We start from the raw sequence: 14,345 nt of genomic DNA, 5'->3' as shown, positions 1-14,345 counted from the left end.
AGCGGAAATGAGTGCCGATCATGGCGAGCGAAGCAGGAACCATCGGGCAGGGCTCCGCCCGCGACGGCCGGGACAGCGGCCGGACGTCCGCCACCGAGGTCGTGGTGCTGCTCGCCGAGGACGGCTCCGCCATCGGGACGCACGAGAAGGCCACCGTCCACACCCTGGACACCCCGCTCCACCTCGCCTTCTCCACGCATGTCTTCGACGACGCCGGCCGCATCCTCGTGACCCGCCGCGCTCTCAGCAAGAAGGCGTGGCCGGGAGTGTGGACGAATTCCTTCTGCGGGCACCCGGCACCGGGTGAGGCCTTCGAGGACGCCGTCACGCGACGCGCGGCCCAGGAGCTCGGCTTCACGGTCCGGGACATCCGCCCGGCACTCCCCGACTTCCGGTACCGCGCGGTGGACGCCTCCGGGATCGTCGAGAACGAGATCTGCCCCGTGTACACCGCCGTCGCCGACAGTGCGCCGGCTCCCCTGCCGGACGAGGTGATGGACGTGCAGTGGGTGGACGCCGCCGAATTGGTGCGGGCCGTCACCGCGACGCCCTGGGCGTTCTCGCCGTGGCTCACACTGCAGTTGCCCCTGCTCTACCCCGAGGGCGCCGACGGGCCGGGTCCGCGCGACACCGTCTGATCGTGGCCCTCACCGCCTAAGGTTGGAGCGGCACCATTTCAACGACGAAAGAGAGTCTCGCCATGGCGACACCCACGCCGGCCCCCCACGACGTCGTCATCGTCGGCGGCGCCCGGACACCCCTCGGACGCCTCAACGGCCAGCTCGCCTCCTTCACCGCCGTCGACCTCGGAGCCCTCGCCATCTCCGCCGCGATGGAGCGCTCGGGCGTCGACCCCGGGAGCGTGGACGCGGTCATCATGGGTCACGTGGTCCAGGCGGGCTGCGGCCAGAACCCCGCCCGCCAGTCCGCCGTCCGCGCGGGCATCCCGTGGGACGTTCCTGCCGTGACCCTCAACAAGGTGTGCCTCTCCGGCCTGACCGCGGTCATCGACGCGGCCCGGCTCATCCGCAGCGGCGAAGCGCGCGTCGTCGTCGCCGGCGGCCAGGAGTCCATGACACGGGGCCCGCACCTCCTGCCCGGCTCACGGCAGGGCTGGAACTACGGCTCCATCCAGGCGCTCGATTCAGTGGCACACGACGGCCTGACCGACGCCTTCGACAACGACTCGATGGGCGCCTCGACGGAGCGGGGCAACGTGCGCCTCGAGATCGACCGGGCGGCGCAGGATGCCGTCGCCGCCGCGTCGCACCAGCGGGCTGCTGCTGCGACCGGGAGTGGGATCCTCGCGGAGGAGATCGTGCCCGTCACCGTCGTCCGGCGGAAGGGCGACGACATCGTCCTGACCAGTGACGAGGGGATCCGGCCCTCCACCACCGTCGAGTCCCTCGCGACGCTGCGGCCGGCCTTCAATGCCGATGGCGCCATCACGGCCGGGAACTCGTCCCCGCTGTCCGACGGCGCTGCGGCCCTCGTCCTCATGACCAGGGCGCAGGCGGACGAGGCCGGCCTGGTGGTACTCGCCGTCGTCGGCTCGCCCGGCCAGGTGGCCGGGCCCGACAACACGCTCCACTCGCAGCCGTCGGCGGCCATCCTGCAGGCGCTCGGCCGCGCCGGCTGGAGCACCGCCGACCTCGACTTCATCGAGATCAACGAGGCCTTCGGATCCGTCGCGGTGCAGTCCCTCAAGGATCTGGACTACCCCCACGAGCAGTGCAACATCCATGGCGGGGCGATAGCCCTGGGGCACCCCATCGGCGCCTCGGGTACACGCCTCGCCCTGCACGCGGCGATGGAGCTGGCGCGCCGGGGTTCCGGCCGTTCGGCCGTCAGCCTCTGCGGCGGCGGCGGTCAGGGCGAGGCCGTCCTGCTGTGGCGCTAGGCCGCTGACGCAGCCGGACGCCTGTACCGGTGACAACGAGAAGAGCCCCGCTTCGTGAGAAACGGGGCTCTTCTGCTGTCCTGCAGCGGAACCGGCGACGGGGCCGGTCCGCGGAGCAGGGGTACTACTTGAGGGTGACGGTGGCGCCGGCAGCCTCGAGGGACTCCTTGGCCTTCTCTGCAGCTTCCTTGGTGGCTCCTTCGAGGACGGCCTTGGGAGCGCTGTCGACAACGTCCTTGGCTTCCTTGAGGCCCAGCGAGGTGAGCGCGCGGACTTCCTTGATCACTGCGATCTTCTTGTCGCCGGCAGCTTCGAGGATGACGTCGAAAGCGGTCTGCTCCTCGGCCTCGGCCTCGGCTCCGCCACCGGCGGGGCCTGCAACTGCAACTGCAGCGGCGGTGACATCGAAGGTCTCCTCGAACAGCTTCACGAAGTCCGAGAGTTCAATGATGGACAGTTCCTTGAAAGCTTCAATGAGCTCTTCGTTGGTGAGCTTCGCCATGGGAGGCGTCCTTCCTTTAGTGGTGCACGGCACCTTCAGTATGTGGACGAAGGGAAACTAGTTCGCTTCGGTTGCTGCGGCTTCCTCGGCGGGAGCCTCCGCGGCAGCTTCTGCGGGTGCAGCAGCTTCCTCGGCAGCAGAAGGATCGGCGTCCGCTGCGGGTGCAGCACCAGTTCCCTCTTCGAGCTTGATGCGCAGTGCATCGACGGTGCGGGCCAGAGCGGACATCGGTGCCTTGAGGACACCAGCCACCCGGGCGAGCTGGAGTTCACGCGATTCGAGGGCCGCCAGGGCGATGACCTCGGATGCGTCGAGGGCCTTGCCCTCGAAGATTCCAGTCTTGATGACGAGCTTCGGGTTGGCTTTCGCGAAATCCGTGAGGCTCTTGGCTGCAGCGACGGCGTCACCCTTGATGAAGGCGATCGCGGTGGGTCCGGACAGCTGGCCGTCGAACGCGTCGATGCCTGCTTCCTTCGCCGCGATGCCCGTCAGGGTGTTCTTGACGACCGAGAACTTCGTGTCCGCACCCAGGGCGCGACGCAGTTCCTTGAGCTGAGCAACGGTGAGCCCGCGGTATTCGGTCAGGACAGCCGCGGTGGAGTCCTTGAAATCGGTGGTGATCTCATCCACTGCAGAAACCTTTGTTGGCGTTGCCATAACCCTCCTTCCGGGGAATATGCGCCGGTTTTCCTGCTCCCATAAAAAACGCCCCGCGCAGATGCACGGGGCTTGGCTCGACGCGGAGGTGATCCGCGGAGAGGAGCTTCGTTCACCTGCGTAGGCCGTCCCTGACGGGAACTTTCGGATCCTTCTCCTTCTTCACCGACCCGTACCTAAACAGGAGAGGGAAGCGGAGGGGGATCGACCGACGGTCTTTGGTCTCTCGAGCATACGGGACTGCACCGCCGCCACCAAATCGACTCAGGACCGGGCAACTGTCACCCCGCGGTGCGGCCTGACGGCCTGAAGCCGAGGCCCACGTTCACCTCCACCATGAAGCTGTTCTCCTCGGCGTTCCAGGTGTAGGTGCGCTCGGCATCGGCCCAGCTGTCCGCTGCACGCCGCAGATTGCTCGCCTTCAGCCACTGCCGAGGCGGTGCCCGCGGTGCTCGTCGAGGACCAGAGTCTCCTCCTGGTGGACGACGGCGGGCCTCGATCCGACCGGACGTCCGCCAAGTGCAGGACGCTCTGACGATCGACCTGCACGAGGTCGGACCCCCTGCCGGCCGCCGGACGGGCGGCGGGCTCGGCGGCGGGGTACCATCCCGCGCCGGTGGGTGGAACGAGCCGCTCGACCGCGGCCACGCGCCCTTCCGCACCTGCATCCCCGTCGACGTCCATCCGCGCCTCGCACCAGGACATGATGGTGGTCCGCCCCCGCAGCCTGAGCTGCTGCTCGGCGAAGGCCAGGAGCGCCGAGGCGATGCCCTGCCGGCTCATCCCGGGCAGGACCTCGAGCTGGACGTGCGCTGCCTGCAGGTCGTCGCGCAGGGGATCGCTGGTGCGGGCATCGCCGACGATCCCGCCCTCCACGAAGAAAGCCCCGCAGCATGAGCTGCGGGGCTTCTCGGAGGGTTCACCTAGACGGCGAAGACCTTGGTGACGCTCGGGTCGACGGAGATACCGGGTCCGAAGGTCGTCGAGACGGTGGCCTTCTGGATGTAGCGGCCCTTCGACGCGGACGGCTTCAGGCGCAGGATCTCCTCGAGGGCAGCGGCGTAGTTCTCGCCCAGCTTCTGCTCGTCGAAGGACACCTTGCCGATGATGAAGTGGAGGTTGGAGTGCTTGTCGACGCGGAAGTCGATCTTTCCACCCTTGATGTCCGTGACAGCCTTGGCGACATCCGCCGTGACCGTTCCGGTCTTCGGGTTGGGCATCAGGTTACGGGGGCCGAGGATCTTACCCAGGCGGCCCACCTTGCCCATGAGGTCCGGGGTGGCGACCGCGGCGTCGAAGTCGGTCCAGCCGCCCGACACCTTCTCGATCATGTCGTCCGATCCGACGAAGTCGGCCCCGGCGGCGATGGCCGCCTCGGCCTTCTCACCGGTCGCGAACACGAGCACGCGGGCGGTCTTGCCCGTGCCGTGGGGGAGGTTGACGGTGCCGCGAACCATCTGGTCCGCCTTGCGGGGGTCCACTCCGAGACGGAAGGACACCTCGACCGTGGCATCGAACGTCGAGGGGTTCGTCGCCTTGGCGAGGACGACCGCGTCGAGGGGGGCGTACTGCTTGTCCGCCTCGATCTTCGCGGCAGCTCCCTTGTATGCTTTGCTGCGCTGTGCCATCTGCTTGTTCTCCTTATGCAGTCGTGGTCGTCGGACCGCGCTGGGCCCTGCCACTCACGACGGTCTCCGCAGGGCGGCGGCGTCGTGCTGTGAAATTGGTGGTGTGCCCGCTCCGGCGGGGCCGGGTCGGGCGGTGGTGCGAGGTGTTCAGCCCTCGACCGTGATGCCCATCGAACGGGCGGTCCCGGCGATGATCTTCGCAGCGGCCTGGACGTCGTTGGCGTTGAGGTCCTCCATCTTCATGGTGGCGATCTCTTCGACCTGGGCGTTCGTCAGCTTCGCGACCTTGACGGTGTGGGGAGTACCCGAACCCTTGGCGACGCCGGCAGCCTTCTTGATGAGCTCGGCGGCCGGAGGGGTCTTGGTGACGAAGGTGAACGAGCGGTCCTCGTACACCGTGATCTCCACGGGGATGACGTTTCCGCGCTGGGACTCCGTGGCGGCGTTGTACGCCTTGCAGAATTCCATGATGTTGACACCGTGCTGGCCAAGCGCGGGACCGATGGGAGGAGCCGGGTTGGCGGCGCCTGCATTGATCTGCAGCTTGATGAGGCCGGTGACCTTTTTCTTGGGGGCCATGAAAGGGTCCTTCTCTTGCATTGCGTTCCCGCGGGACAGGAGCGTCCTGCGGGGTGGTGGCCATCATGGCGTGATGGCCTGACGACGCTCCCCGGCCAAGCACGCCGGGTGGCGTCGAAGCTTTACTGGATCTTGGTGACCTGGCTGTAGGAGAGCGTCACCGGGGTCTCGCGCTCGAAGATCGACACGAGCACCACCAGCTGCTGCGACTCGTGCTTGATCTCGGAGATCGACGCCGGGAGGGTCTCGAACGGACCCTCGTTGACCGTGACGGACTCGCCGATCTCGAAGTTGACCGTCGCCGGGGTGAACTGCGGCTGGACGGGCTTGCCCGACTCGGCATCGGTGTGGACGATCGTGTGCTCGAGCATCGAGAAGACCTCGGACAGGCTCAGCGGCACCGGGTTGTGGGCGTTGCCCACGAAGCCGGTGACACCGGGCGTGTGCCGTACGGTTCCCCACGACTCGTCGGTGAGGTCCATGCGCACCAGGACGTAGCCCGGGATACGGACCCGGTTGACGATCTTCCGCGTCGTGTTCTTGATCTCGACGACCTCCTCCATCGGCACCTGGATCTCGAAGATGTAATCTTCCATGTCCAGCGTCTGGATGCGGGTCTCGAGGTTGGCCTTCACGCGGTTCTCGTACCCGGCATAGGAGTGGATGACGTACCAGTCACCCTCCTGGCGGCGGAGCTTGGCCTTGAAGGTCTCGACCGGATCCTCGGCGGGGGCCTCGTCCGACCCGTCGGCGTCTGCGGCCTCGTCGGCGTCCGCGGCCTCGTCGGTCTCCGACGAAGCAGCCTCGTCGACGGCGTCCGTCGCGGTCGCCTCGATCTCGTCCGCGGCGTCGTCCGCCTCCGTGGGATCCGCCTCGGCGTCGTCGGCGAGGAGTCCGTCCTCGGCCGCGACATCCGTGTCGGCGGGGTACGTCTCGGAGCCGTCAGCAGGCACGTCGAGGTCGGAGGCTTCCACGCCCGCCTCCGTCCCGTACTCCTCGTTCTCCAGACCATCTTCGGGAGTGATCTGCCGTTCGAGTTCTTGCTCGGACACCTAGCCGCCTGCTTTCTGACATTCTTCGGGAGTTGTTCTGCTTGCGTGTACTGCAGCCGTCACGGAACTGCCGCTCCGGGTCGCGCCGTCGTGCGGGGCGGCGTCAGTTGCCGCCGAAGACCCACACCGCGCCGGCCCCGAACAGGAGGTCCAGGGCTGTCACGAGGAGCATCATGATGACCACGAAGACGAGGACGGTGATGGTGAACCGGACCAGTTCCCGGCGGGTGGGCGTGACCACCTTCCCGAGTTCCGCGAGGACCTGGCGGATGAACAGCATGATGCGTCCGAAGAACCCGCGACGGGGAGCCTTCTTCTCGGAGGGGCTTCCCTTGGAGCTGCTCGCAGCCGTATCGGTCACCGTCAACCTCATCAATCTCTGTGGTGTCCCAGCCGGACCACCAGTGGCGCACCCAGCTGATCATGTGTACCGCCGCGCGGGGCCTGTGCCTGCGCCGGGGCTTCGTGATCTGTTTCTGCCGTACCTTCGCGGATTATCCGCGAAGGCCACGCGCAGGGCAGACAGGACTCGAACCTGCAACCTGCGGTTTTGGAGACCGCTGCGCTACCAATTGCGCCACTACCCTTCGGTTTTGAACCGCTGTCGCGTCCACTCCGGCCGCCCCGGTCAGGGCACGAACCATCATGGTGTTTCAACACCGAGGATCAAGTCTACGCATTGACCGCCGGAACGTCGAACCGGTGCCCGTCCGGGCCTGGTCGGGGCCCGCGCGGAGAGCAGCCGGCACCCGACGGTGCATGCTCCCTGGCGGACCGTGGACCGGTGGTCGACGGTCCGTGACGCCGTCGTGAACCGGCGATGCGGGGCAGCCAGGGGGCCACCGCCTAAGCTGGGACCTGCCACAGACCCTCACGGAACGGGACCCGATGAACGCCACGACCGATGACTCCATCCGCGCAGCACTTCCCCGGATCTCCCGGCGGATCGACTCGATCGCGGAGTCGGCGACACTGGCCGTGGATGCCAAGGCCAAGGCTTTGAAGGCGGCCGGCCGGCCGGTCATCGGCTTCGGGGCGGGCGAACCCGATTTCCCGACGCCGGACTACATCGTCGAGGCGGCGATCGACGCCGCGCGCCAGCCGCGGTTCCACCGCTACTCCCCCGCGGGCGGGCTTCCCGACCTCAAGCAGGCCATCGCCGACAAGACGCTGCGCGATTCGGGCTACGAGGTGGACCCGGCGCAGGTACTCGTGACGAACGGTGGGAAGCAGGCCGTGTACGAGTCCTTCGCCGCACTCCTCGATCCCGGGGACGAGGTTCTCGTGCCCACACCCTTCTGGACCACCTACCCCGAGGCGATCCGCCTGGCGGGCGGTGTTCCCGTCGAGGTCTTCGCCGGACCCGAGCAGGGCTACCTGGTGACCGTCGAGCAGCTCGAGGCGGCGCTGACGCCGAGGACCAAGGTGCTGCTGTTCGTCTCGCCGTCCAACCCCACCGGCGCGGTCTACGGCGCCGACGCGGTCCGCGAGGTCGGCGAGTGGGCCGCCGGACGGGGACTGTGGGTGGTGACGGACGAGATCTACGAGCACCTGACCTACGACGGCGTCCCCTTCACCTCGATCGCCACCGCCGCACCGTCGCTCGGGGACAAGGTGGTCATCCTCAACGGGGTCGCCAAGACCTACGCGATGACCGGCTGGCGGGTCGGCTGGATGATCGGCCCCAGGGACCTCGTCAAGGCCGCGACCAACCTGCAGTCGCACGCGACCTCCAACGTGTCCAACGTCCCGCAGATGGCCGCCCTCGCTGCCGTGTCCGGGCCGCTGACGGCCGTGGACGAGATGAAGGTGGCGTTCGACCGGCGCCGTCGCGCCATGGTGTCCGCACTCAACTCCATCGACGGGGTGGAGTGCCCGACGCCGCACGGGGCCTTCTACGCCTACGCGGACGTCCGCTCCCTGCTCGGCAGGAGCATCGGCGGGGCGACGCCTGCCACGTCCGCCGAGCTTGCCGCGCTGATCCTCGAGAAGGTCGAGGTCGCCGTCGTCCCCGGCGAGGCGTTCGGCCCCAGCGGTTACCTGCGGCTCTCCTACGCGCTCGGGGACGAGGACCTGGCGGTCGGCGTCGAGCGCCTGCAGGACTTCCTCGGCTCGGCCGGCTGACGGGAGACAGTCGGCCGGCTGCGGGCCGTGCACGTCCGCCGCGGCCGGCTGACCGGAGACAGTCGGCAGGCCCGGCCGGCTGCCCGGTGCGCCCGTCCGCCGCGGCCGGCGGGCCGGACCGTGGGCAGCCTCAGAGGAGCCGCCGCTCCGTGGCCCAGCGTGTGAGTTCGTGCCGCGAGGAGAGCTGCAGCTTCCGGAGGACGGCCGAGACGTGGGTCTCGATGGTCTTCACCGAGATGAAGAGCTCCTTCGCCGTCTCCTTGTAGCTGTAGCCGCGGGCGATCAGGCGCATGACCTCGAGCTCACGGGCCGAGAGCCGGTCGAGCTCGTCGTCCACCGCAACGGACGCTGTACCGAACGCGTCCAGCACGAACCCTGCGAGCCGCGGGGAGAACACGGCGTCACCCGACGCGATGCGCTGCACGGCGTCGGTGATCTCGGGTCCCGAGATGGTCTTGGTCACGTAACCCCGTGCTCCTGCCCGGATGACGGCGACGACGTCCTCCGCCGAATCGGAGACGCTCAGGGCGAGGAACCGGGCGGTGGTCCCCTGCCGCGTGCAGCGGTGGATGACCTCCGCTCCCCCGCCGCCGAGCCCGCCGGGCAGGTGTACGTCGAGGAGGACGACGTCGGGGGCGGTGGCCCCGATCACGGCCTCGGCCTCCTCGACCGTCGCGGCCTCGCCGAGAACGCTGATCACCGGACCCAGTGCGGCCCGCAGGCCCGAGCGGAAGATGCCGTGATCGTCCACGATCACCACCGAGACCGTCCCGGCCACCGGCCCGTCAGCTGCCAACGTCTCTTGCTCCACGTCCGTCCCTCCTCCGACCGTTCGGCCGTCCATCACTGTCGTACCGATTGTCCTGCGCCGGATACCCGGGTGCGGCGCGGCCCCTCACCGCTGTCGCTCACCCTCGGTCGGCGCGGCATTCGCTTCCGTCCTCGGCAGGCGCAGGCGGACCTCCGTGCCGTCCCTGTCGCTCCTGATCTCCGACGAGCCGCCGTGGCGCAGCATCCGGCTGTGGATCGACTCCCGGATCCCGGCCCGGTCCGCCGGGACCGCTGACTGGTCGAACCCTTCGCCGCGGTCCCGCACGAACACCTCGACGGTGTCCGGGCCGGCCTCGAGGTATACCGAGACAGCGACGCCGGCGTGCCGGGCGGCGTTCAGCATGGCTTCACGCGCCGCCTGCGCGAGAGCGTCCTCCGCCGACCCGAGATGGGCGTCGCCGACGGCGACGACGGACACGGGATGACCGTACAGGTCCTCGACCTCGCCCGCCGCGACCTTGAGCCGCTCCGCCAGGCTACCGGGGTCCCGGGTGGGGTCCGCGAAGAGCCACTGACGCAACTCGCGCTCCTGCGCGCGAGCCAGACGCAGGACGTCCGTCTCGGAGTCGGCCCTGTTCTGGATCAGGGCGAGCGTCTGCAGGACGGAGTCGTGGAGGTGTGCGGCGATCTCCGCCCGCTCCGTCTCCCGGACGCGGGCTGCGCGTTCGGCCTCGAGGTCGCGCCAGAACTTCAGCCCCCACGGAGCGAGCACCAGGCCGACTCCTGCCAGGACCGCGAGCACGGCGACGAGCGTCGCCATCGTCAGGGTCCATGAACCGCTGCTGGACAGGGCCACCAGCACGCCCGTCACGACGAGCACGATCCCGGCGAGCAGGCGCAGGGTCCCCCCGGCGCGCTCGGCCCCCGCCCGGTTCATGACGCGTGCGCGGCGCACCTCGTCCAGTTGGGACCAGGCGAGCGCGGCCCCTGTCGCGACCACGGCGATCGGCACGAAGAACCCCCAGTCGACCTGCACGCCGAGCAGCTGCAGGACGAGGACGGCCGCTGCGAGGAGGAGCGCCGTACCGAACAGGACCTCCCGCCGCCCCGCGCGGAGGGTCCGTTCACGCCAGCCCTCGGCGTCGAACGCACCCGCTGCCGGTGCGGGTGACGGATCGCCGAGGACCCGGGCGGTCTGGCCCGTAGCCCTGCTGCCCGCTCCCGCCGGCACGCCACCAGCAGCTCCGGCCCCGGCGCCGACGCCGTGCATGAAGGCCGCAGGGCCGGTCTGCCGTCCGGACTCTGCCGCGCGGTCCGCCGCGGTGGGAACGAAGATCCACAGCCAGGCATAAAGCAGGACACCCGCGCCGGAGGCGAGGGTCAGGACCCCCATGCCGATCCGGACCCACGAGCGCTTGACGCCCAGGTGTGCGGCCAGCCCGGCGCACACGCCGGCGATGACGCCGTCGGGGCTGCGCAGCAGGGGTGGTCTCATGCCCTCATCAAAACACGTCAGGGGATCCCAGGGGGCGCTCCCGGACCGGAATCAGGGCGGACTCAGGGTCGAGTCAGGGTAGGCCCCGATGGTCCGGCGCCTGCGCCGCCGGGAGGATGGAGGCATGACCTCAGCACCCACCCCAGGCGGGCCGTCCTGGCAGCACGAACCGGCCGCACCGACCGCGGGACCTCCCGCCTCCTCTTCGTTCTTTCGCTGGATCCGTGGACTCGACATCACCCGGGCACCCGATCGATGGGTCGGGGGCGTCTCCGGGGGGATCGCCCGGCGTACGGGCCTCGACCAGGCCCTCGTCCGGGGGCTCATCCTGATCCTCTCGGTCTTCGGCGGGATCGGCGTGCTGCTGTACGGCCTGGCCTGGGCACTGCTGCCCGAACCGGACGGGCGCATCCACGTGGAGCAGGCCGGCCGGGGGTCGTGGACGTCCGGCCTCACCGGCGCGGCGGCCCTCGTGGCGATCGGCCTGCTGCGTCCCAACATCCCGCTGTTCGGCGACGGCGGGACGGGCGGCCTCCTCTGGACGCTCTTCTGGATCGGCGCGGTGGTCCTCTTCGTCTACTGGATCGTCAATCGGAACAGTGGCAAGGGCCGGCCCGGGGGGCCCGGCTTCCAGGGGCCCGGGGCCGGGCCCGCTTCCGGAGGTCCCGGAGCGGGCGGGCCGGGCTCCGGTGAACCGGGCTTCGGCGGACCAGGCTCCGGCGGACCCGGAGCGGGCGGACCAGGCTTCGGGGGGCCAGGCTTCGGCGGACCCGGAGCGGGCGGGCCGGGCTTCGGCGGGCCAGGCTTCGGTGCACCCGGGTCCGGGCCGTCGCAGCCCTTCGGACCGGCACCGTCGAACTCCGCGGCCTCCGGTTCCGCGCCTGCCGGACCACCGCCCACCGGACCCGTGCCCATCGCACCACATCCGGACGGACCGGAATCCGCGGCGGCGAGCGGGGCCGCCCCGGACACGACCGATACCGGGCCGTCCGGAAGTACGCCGTCCGGCGCCGCGTCCTTCTCCACCGCTCCGGGCGCGGCACCGGGGACAGGAACCGGATCCCTGATCCGGTCGGGCGGAGCAGCACCGGTCGCCACGGAGGGCGATGACCCGGTCACGGAAGACCACGACGACCGCACCGTCCCCCTGCCCTATCGTCCGGACACCCTGACCCGCTCCCTTCCCGGCCCCTTCCCCTACGCCGCCGACACGGCGGGGCCGGGCTGGACGGGTCCCGGGTCCTCTGCACCCTTCCCCGCACCCTCTGCAGCGGGGCCGGGGACAGGTCCTGTCGCCCTCCGCGCACCACGGCCCGTCCGCATCCGTCCGAGCCGCCCGTCGGGGCCCGCCACGGCGCTGCTCATCGGCGGCGCCCTCGTCGTCGCGGCTGCCGTGCTGGCCGCCGACTACCTCGGCGCCCTCGCCGTCACCGATGCAGCGGTCGTGGCCTGCGCCGCAGCCGCCGTCGTGCTCGCCCTCGGCGTGATCGTCCTCGGGCTGCGGGGGCGCACCTCGGGTCTTGTCGGAGTGGCCGCCACCCTGACCCTCCTCGGCGGGCTGATCGCGTCCTTCTCGGTGATGGGTGGAACGTGGATCGTCGCGCAGGAGAGCCGGACGGCGCCCGCAGCACTTGCCGGCGCGGCCGACGGCTACAGCATCCTGGCGGCCCAGAGCACGATCGACCTCTCGGACGTCCGTCGCCCCACGCGGGACGTCGTCGTGCCGGTCAACGCGCTCGTCAGCGAGGTCACCGTGATCGTCCCGGGCGACATCCCCGTGGAGGTCCGGAGCCGCATGGCACTCGGTGCCGCGGAAGCCCGCGGGACCGCCGTCGACGATGCGGCGGCACCGGAGTTCCGGAGCGACGGCGGCGTCCTGCAGCTGGACAACCGCGATCTCAACCCGGACGCGTCCGGTCCCGCCATCGTGCTGGACGTGAGGGGCGCCCTCAGCGACGTCACCATCGTGACGGCGTCGCCGTCGGACAGCCCGGCACCCGGGACCAGCGCACCCACCCCCACAGGAGACACCCCATGAGCACCGCCATCACCCCTCCGCTCCGAGCGCGCCTCGTCACCGTCGTCTGGGGAATGGTCATCCTGACCGTCGCCGGGCTCCTGCTCGCGGGCCAGTTCGTGACCCTGTCCATCGATCCGGTGGTGGTGGCCCTGGGCCTCCTGGTCGGCGTCGGACTCGCCCTCGTCGCGGGAGGCCTTCTGTCCCTGCGCGGACGCGGCACACCGATCGGTCACCAGGACGGGGACAGCGCGGGTATCGCGTCGTTCGAGGGCGACGACGACCTCCCGTCCGCCGGCCAGGGCCCGTATTCCCCCACGGCATACTGAAGCGGAGCACCGGATCCCCGCATCAGGCGGCGCACCACCCCCGGCACCACCCCCGGCACCACCCCGATTCACCGACCGACAGACACGGCCGCCACGGCCAGAACCCGAAAGGCACACCATGCAGTCCTTCTACCGCATCCTCCGCTCCTCCCCCATCAAGCGCGCACCGGGGGGAATCCTCGGCGGCATCGCCTCAGGTATCGCCCGGGAGTACGGCTGGCGGGTGAGCTACGTCCGCATCGCGATGCTGCTGAGCTTCCTGCTCCCGTTCATCGGCCTCCCCCTCTACGCGGTGCTCTGGCTGCTGCTGCCGACGACGGACGGCACGATCGCACTGGAGAAGGCACTGAGCCGCTGACACCGCCAGGACGGGCGTGACGGGGACGGGGCCTTCGGGGACGATGCCCCGTCCTTCTCCGTGACCTGCAAGGATGGATGCCGTGCCGAAGACCTCAGCTGCCCGAAGCTTCCCCCGCCTGCTCGTCGTCGCCTGCGCGTTCCTCTTCGTCTCCGGCTACTTCGTGGTGCGGTTCCCCGACGTCGAGGGTGCCGAATACGCGTCCTACGGCTTCAACCTCCTCATCGCGCTTCCCGCCGTCGTCGCCCTCGTCCACCAGTTCGGTGCCGTACGCGGCGCCGCGACGCTGGTCGCGGTGTCGGTCTTCGGCTACCTGATCGAAGGATTCGGGGTGGCCACGGGTGTCCCCTACGGCGAGTTCTACTACGGCAGCGCCATGGGGCCGACGATCCTCGGCCTCGTCCCGTACCTGCTGCCGCTGTCCTACGTGCCCCTCGTCATCGGAGCCGTGGCCATGGTGTCGGGCGCGGGTTCCCTCCTGCGGAGGATCCTCCTCGGCGGCCTCCTGCTGGTCGTGATCGACGGCGTGCTCGACCCGGGCGCCGTGGCCCTCGGATTCTGGATCTGGCCCGGTGGCGGCCCCTACTACGGCGTACCGCTCTCCAACTACGGCGGCTGGCTCATCTCCGGACTCATCGCATCGGCACTCGTGGCGCTGATCGGCGGGCGGCGCATCACCGATCAGCCGCTCCGGCCCGGTCTGCTCGACAGCCTGCTCGTGTCGATGTTCCTCTGGCTCGGTGTGTGCATCTTCTCCGGCCTCGCGTTCCCGGCCGTCCTCGCCGCGGTGCTCATCGCCGGCATCGTCCGCCGGCGGCTGCAGCTGACCCGGACCATCGCAGCCCCGCAGGCCTCCGGCGCCCCCGCACACGCCGGCTGACAGGCCGCCCCTGGCGTCCATGCGGCCGGGTGGACGATCCGACCGCCTGAACC

15 protein-coding genes, 1 tRNA gene and 1 pseudogene are annotated in these 14,345 nt (G+C 70.0%); 7 read left to right on the top strand and 10 right to left on the bottom strand.

Annotated elements, in window-relative coordinates; translation table 11 throughout:
- The first annotated feature begins 20 nt into the window (after window positions 1-20).
- Window positions 21-638 (top strand): isopentenyl-diphosphate Delta-isomerase, encoded by a 618-nt coding sequence (gene idi / locus ASF21_RS05970; RefSeq protein WP_082471267.1) that lies wholly within the window; start codon window positions 21-23, stop codon window positions 636-638.
- Window positions 639-700: 62 nt separating this feature from the next.
- Complete coding sequence (locus ASF21_RS05965) at window positions 701-1,900, top strand: acetyl-CoA C-acetyltransferase (protein ID WP_055768035.1); 1,200 nt, start codon at window positions 701-703, stop codon at window positions 1,898-1,900.
- 124 nt (window positions 1,901-2,024) lie between these two features.
- On the opposite strand, the gene rplL is transcribed toward ASF21_RS05965, so the two are convergent.
- The 8 genes and pseudogenes from rplL to ASF21_RS05925 form a co-directional block, all read right to left on the bottom strand.
- Window positions 2,025-2,402: a 50S ribosomal protein L7/L12 gene (gene rplL, locus ASF21_RS05960; protein ID WP_055768032.1), complete on the bottom strand. Its 378-nt coding sequence runs from the start codon at window positions 2,400-2,402 to the stop codon at window positions 2,025-2,027.
- 57 nt (window positions 2,403-2,459) lie between these two features.
- Window positions 2,460-3,059 carry a 50S ribosomal protein L10 gene (gene rplJ / locus ASF21_RS05955; RefSeq protein WP_055768030.1) on the bottom strand — a complete coding sequence of 200 codons (600 nt, stop codon included), beginning with the start codon at window positions 3,057-3,059 and terminating at the stop codon, window positions 2,460-2,462.
- Window positions 3,060-3,323: 264 nt separating this feature from the next.
- Window positions 3,324-3,983: pseudogene (locus ASF21_RS17515) on the bottom strand (GNAT family N-acetyltransferase); the annotation flags it as partial.
- Window positions 3,983-4,687, bottom strand: coding sequence for a 50S ribosomal protein L1 (gene rplA, locus ASF21_RS05945; RefSeq protein WP_055768025.1), 705 nt, complete (start codon window positions 4,685-4,687; stop codon window positions 3,983-3,985). The pseudogene ASF21_RS17515 and the gene rplA, both read right to left, overlap by 1 nt.
- Before the next feature lie 147 nt (window positions 4,688-4,834).
- Window positions 4,835-5,266: a 50S ribosomal protein L11 gene (gene rplK / locus ASF21_RS05940; RefSeq protein ID WP_043440576.1), complete on the bottom strand. Its 432-nt coding sequence runs from the start codon at window positions 5,264-5,266 to the stop codon at window positions 4,835-4,837.
- Between the two features lie 122 nt (window positions 5,267-5,388).
- On the bottom strand, window positions 5,389-6,318 hold the full coding sequence (gene nusG, locus ASF21_RS05935; RefSeq protein WP_055768023.1) for a transcription termination/antitermination protein NusG: 930 nt from the start codon (window positions 6,316-6,318) through the stop codon (window positions 5,389-5,391).
- Between the two features lie 103 nt (window positions 6,319-6,421).
- Complete coding sequence (gene secE / locus ASF21_RS05930; protein WP_235498664.1) at window positions 6,422-6,679, bottom strand: preprotein translocase subunit SecE; 258 nt, start codon at window positions 6,677-6,679, stop codon at window positions 6,422-6,424.
- A gap of 153 nt (window positions 6,680-6,832) precedes the next feature.
- Window positions 6,833-6,905, bottom strand: a tRNA-Trp gene (locus ASF21_RS05925).
- Between the two features lie 301 nt (window positions 6,906-7,206).
- On the opposite strand from ASF21_RS05925, the gene ASF21_RS05920 reads away from it, so the two are divergent.
- Window positions 7,207-8,442, top strand: coding sequence for a pyridoxal phosphate-dependent aminotransferase (locus ASF21_RS05920; RefSeq protein WP_055768017.1), 1,236 nt, complete (start codon window positions 7,207-7,209; stop codon window positions 8,440-8,442).
- A 130-nt stretch (window positions 8,443-8,572) separates the two neighbouring features.
- Here ASF21_RS05920 and ASF21_RS05915 read toward each other — a convergent pair whose 3' ends face one another.
- Entirely contained in the window at window positions 8,573-9,253 is a 681-nt protein-coding gene (locus ASF21_RS05915) for a response regulator transcription factor (RefSeq protein WP_321166882.1), read from the bottom strand.
- An 84-nt stretch (window positions 9,254-9,337) separates the two neighbouring features.
- Entirely contained in the window at window positions 9,338-10,708 is a 1,371-nt protein-coding gene (locus tag ASF21_RS05910) for an ATP-binding protein (protein WP_055768014.1), read from the bottom strand.
- A gap of 124 nt (window positions 10,709-10,832) precedes the next feature.
- On the opposite strand from ASF21_RS05910, the gene ASF21_RS05905 reads away from it, so the two are divergent.
- The 4 genes from ASF21_RS05905 (at window position 10,833) to ASF21_RS05890 (ending at window position 14,292) form a co-directional block, all read left to right on the top strand.
- Window positions 10,833-12,746, top strand: a complete 1,914-nt coding sequence (locus ASF21_RS05905; protein WP_055768011.1) for a PspC domain-containing protein — start codon at window positions 10,833-10,835, stop codon at window positions 12,744-12,746.
- A complete protein-coding gene (locus tag ASF21_RS17115) occupies window positions 12,743-13,054 on the top strand; it encodes a hypothetical protein (protein WP_055768008.1) in 312 nt (103 codons plus the stop codon). The genes ASF21_RS05905 and ASF21_RS17115 overlap by 4 nt, the downstream gene beginning before the upstream one ends.
- A gap of 118 nt (window positions 13,055-13,172) precedes the next feature.
- Window positions 13,173-13,412: a PspC domain-containing protein gene (locus tag ASF21_RS05895; RefSeq protein WP_055768005.1), complete on the top strand. Its 240-nt coding sequence runs from the start codon at window positions 13,173-13,175 to the stop codon at window positions 13,410-13,412.
- Between the two features lie 82 nt (window positions 13,413-13,494).
- Window positions 13,495-14,292: a carotenoid biosynthesis protein gene (locus tag ASF21_RS05890; protein ID WP_055768001.1), complete on the top strand. Its 798-nt coding sequence runs from the start codon at window positions 13,495-13,497 to the stop codon at window positions 14,290-14,292.
- Window positions 14,293-14,345: the final 53 nt, after the last annotated feature.

It is taken from the genome of Arthrobacter sp. Leaf234, from assembly GCF_001422665.1.
GTDB lineage: Bacteria > Actinomycetota > Actinomycetes > Actinomycetales > Micrococcaceae > Arthrobacter_D.
Note: the sequence above shows the minus strand (reverse complement) of the source record. Positions and strands in the feature narration are given on the sequence as shown.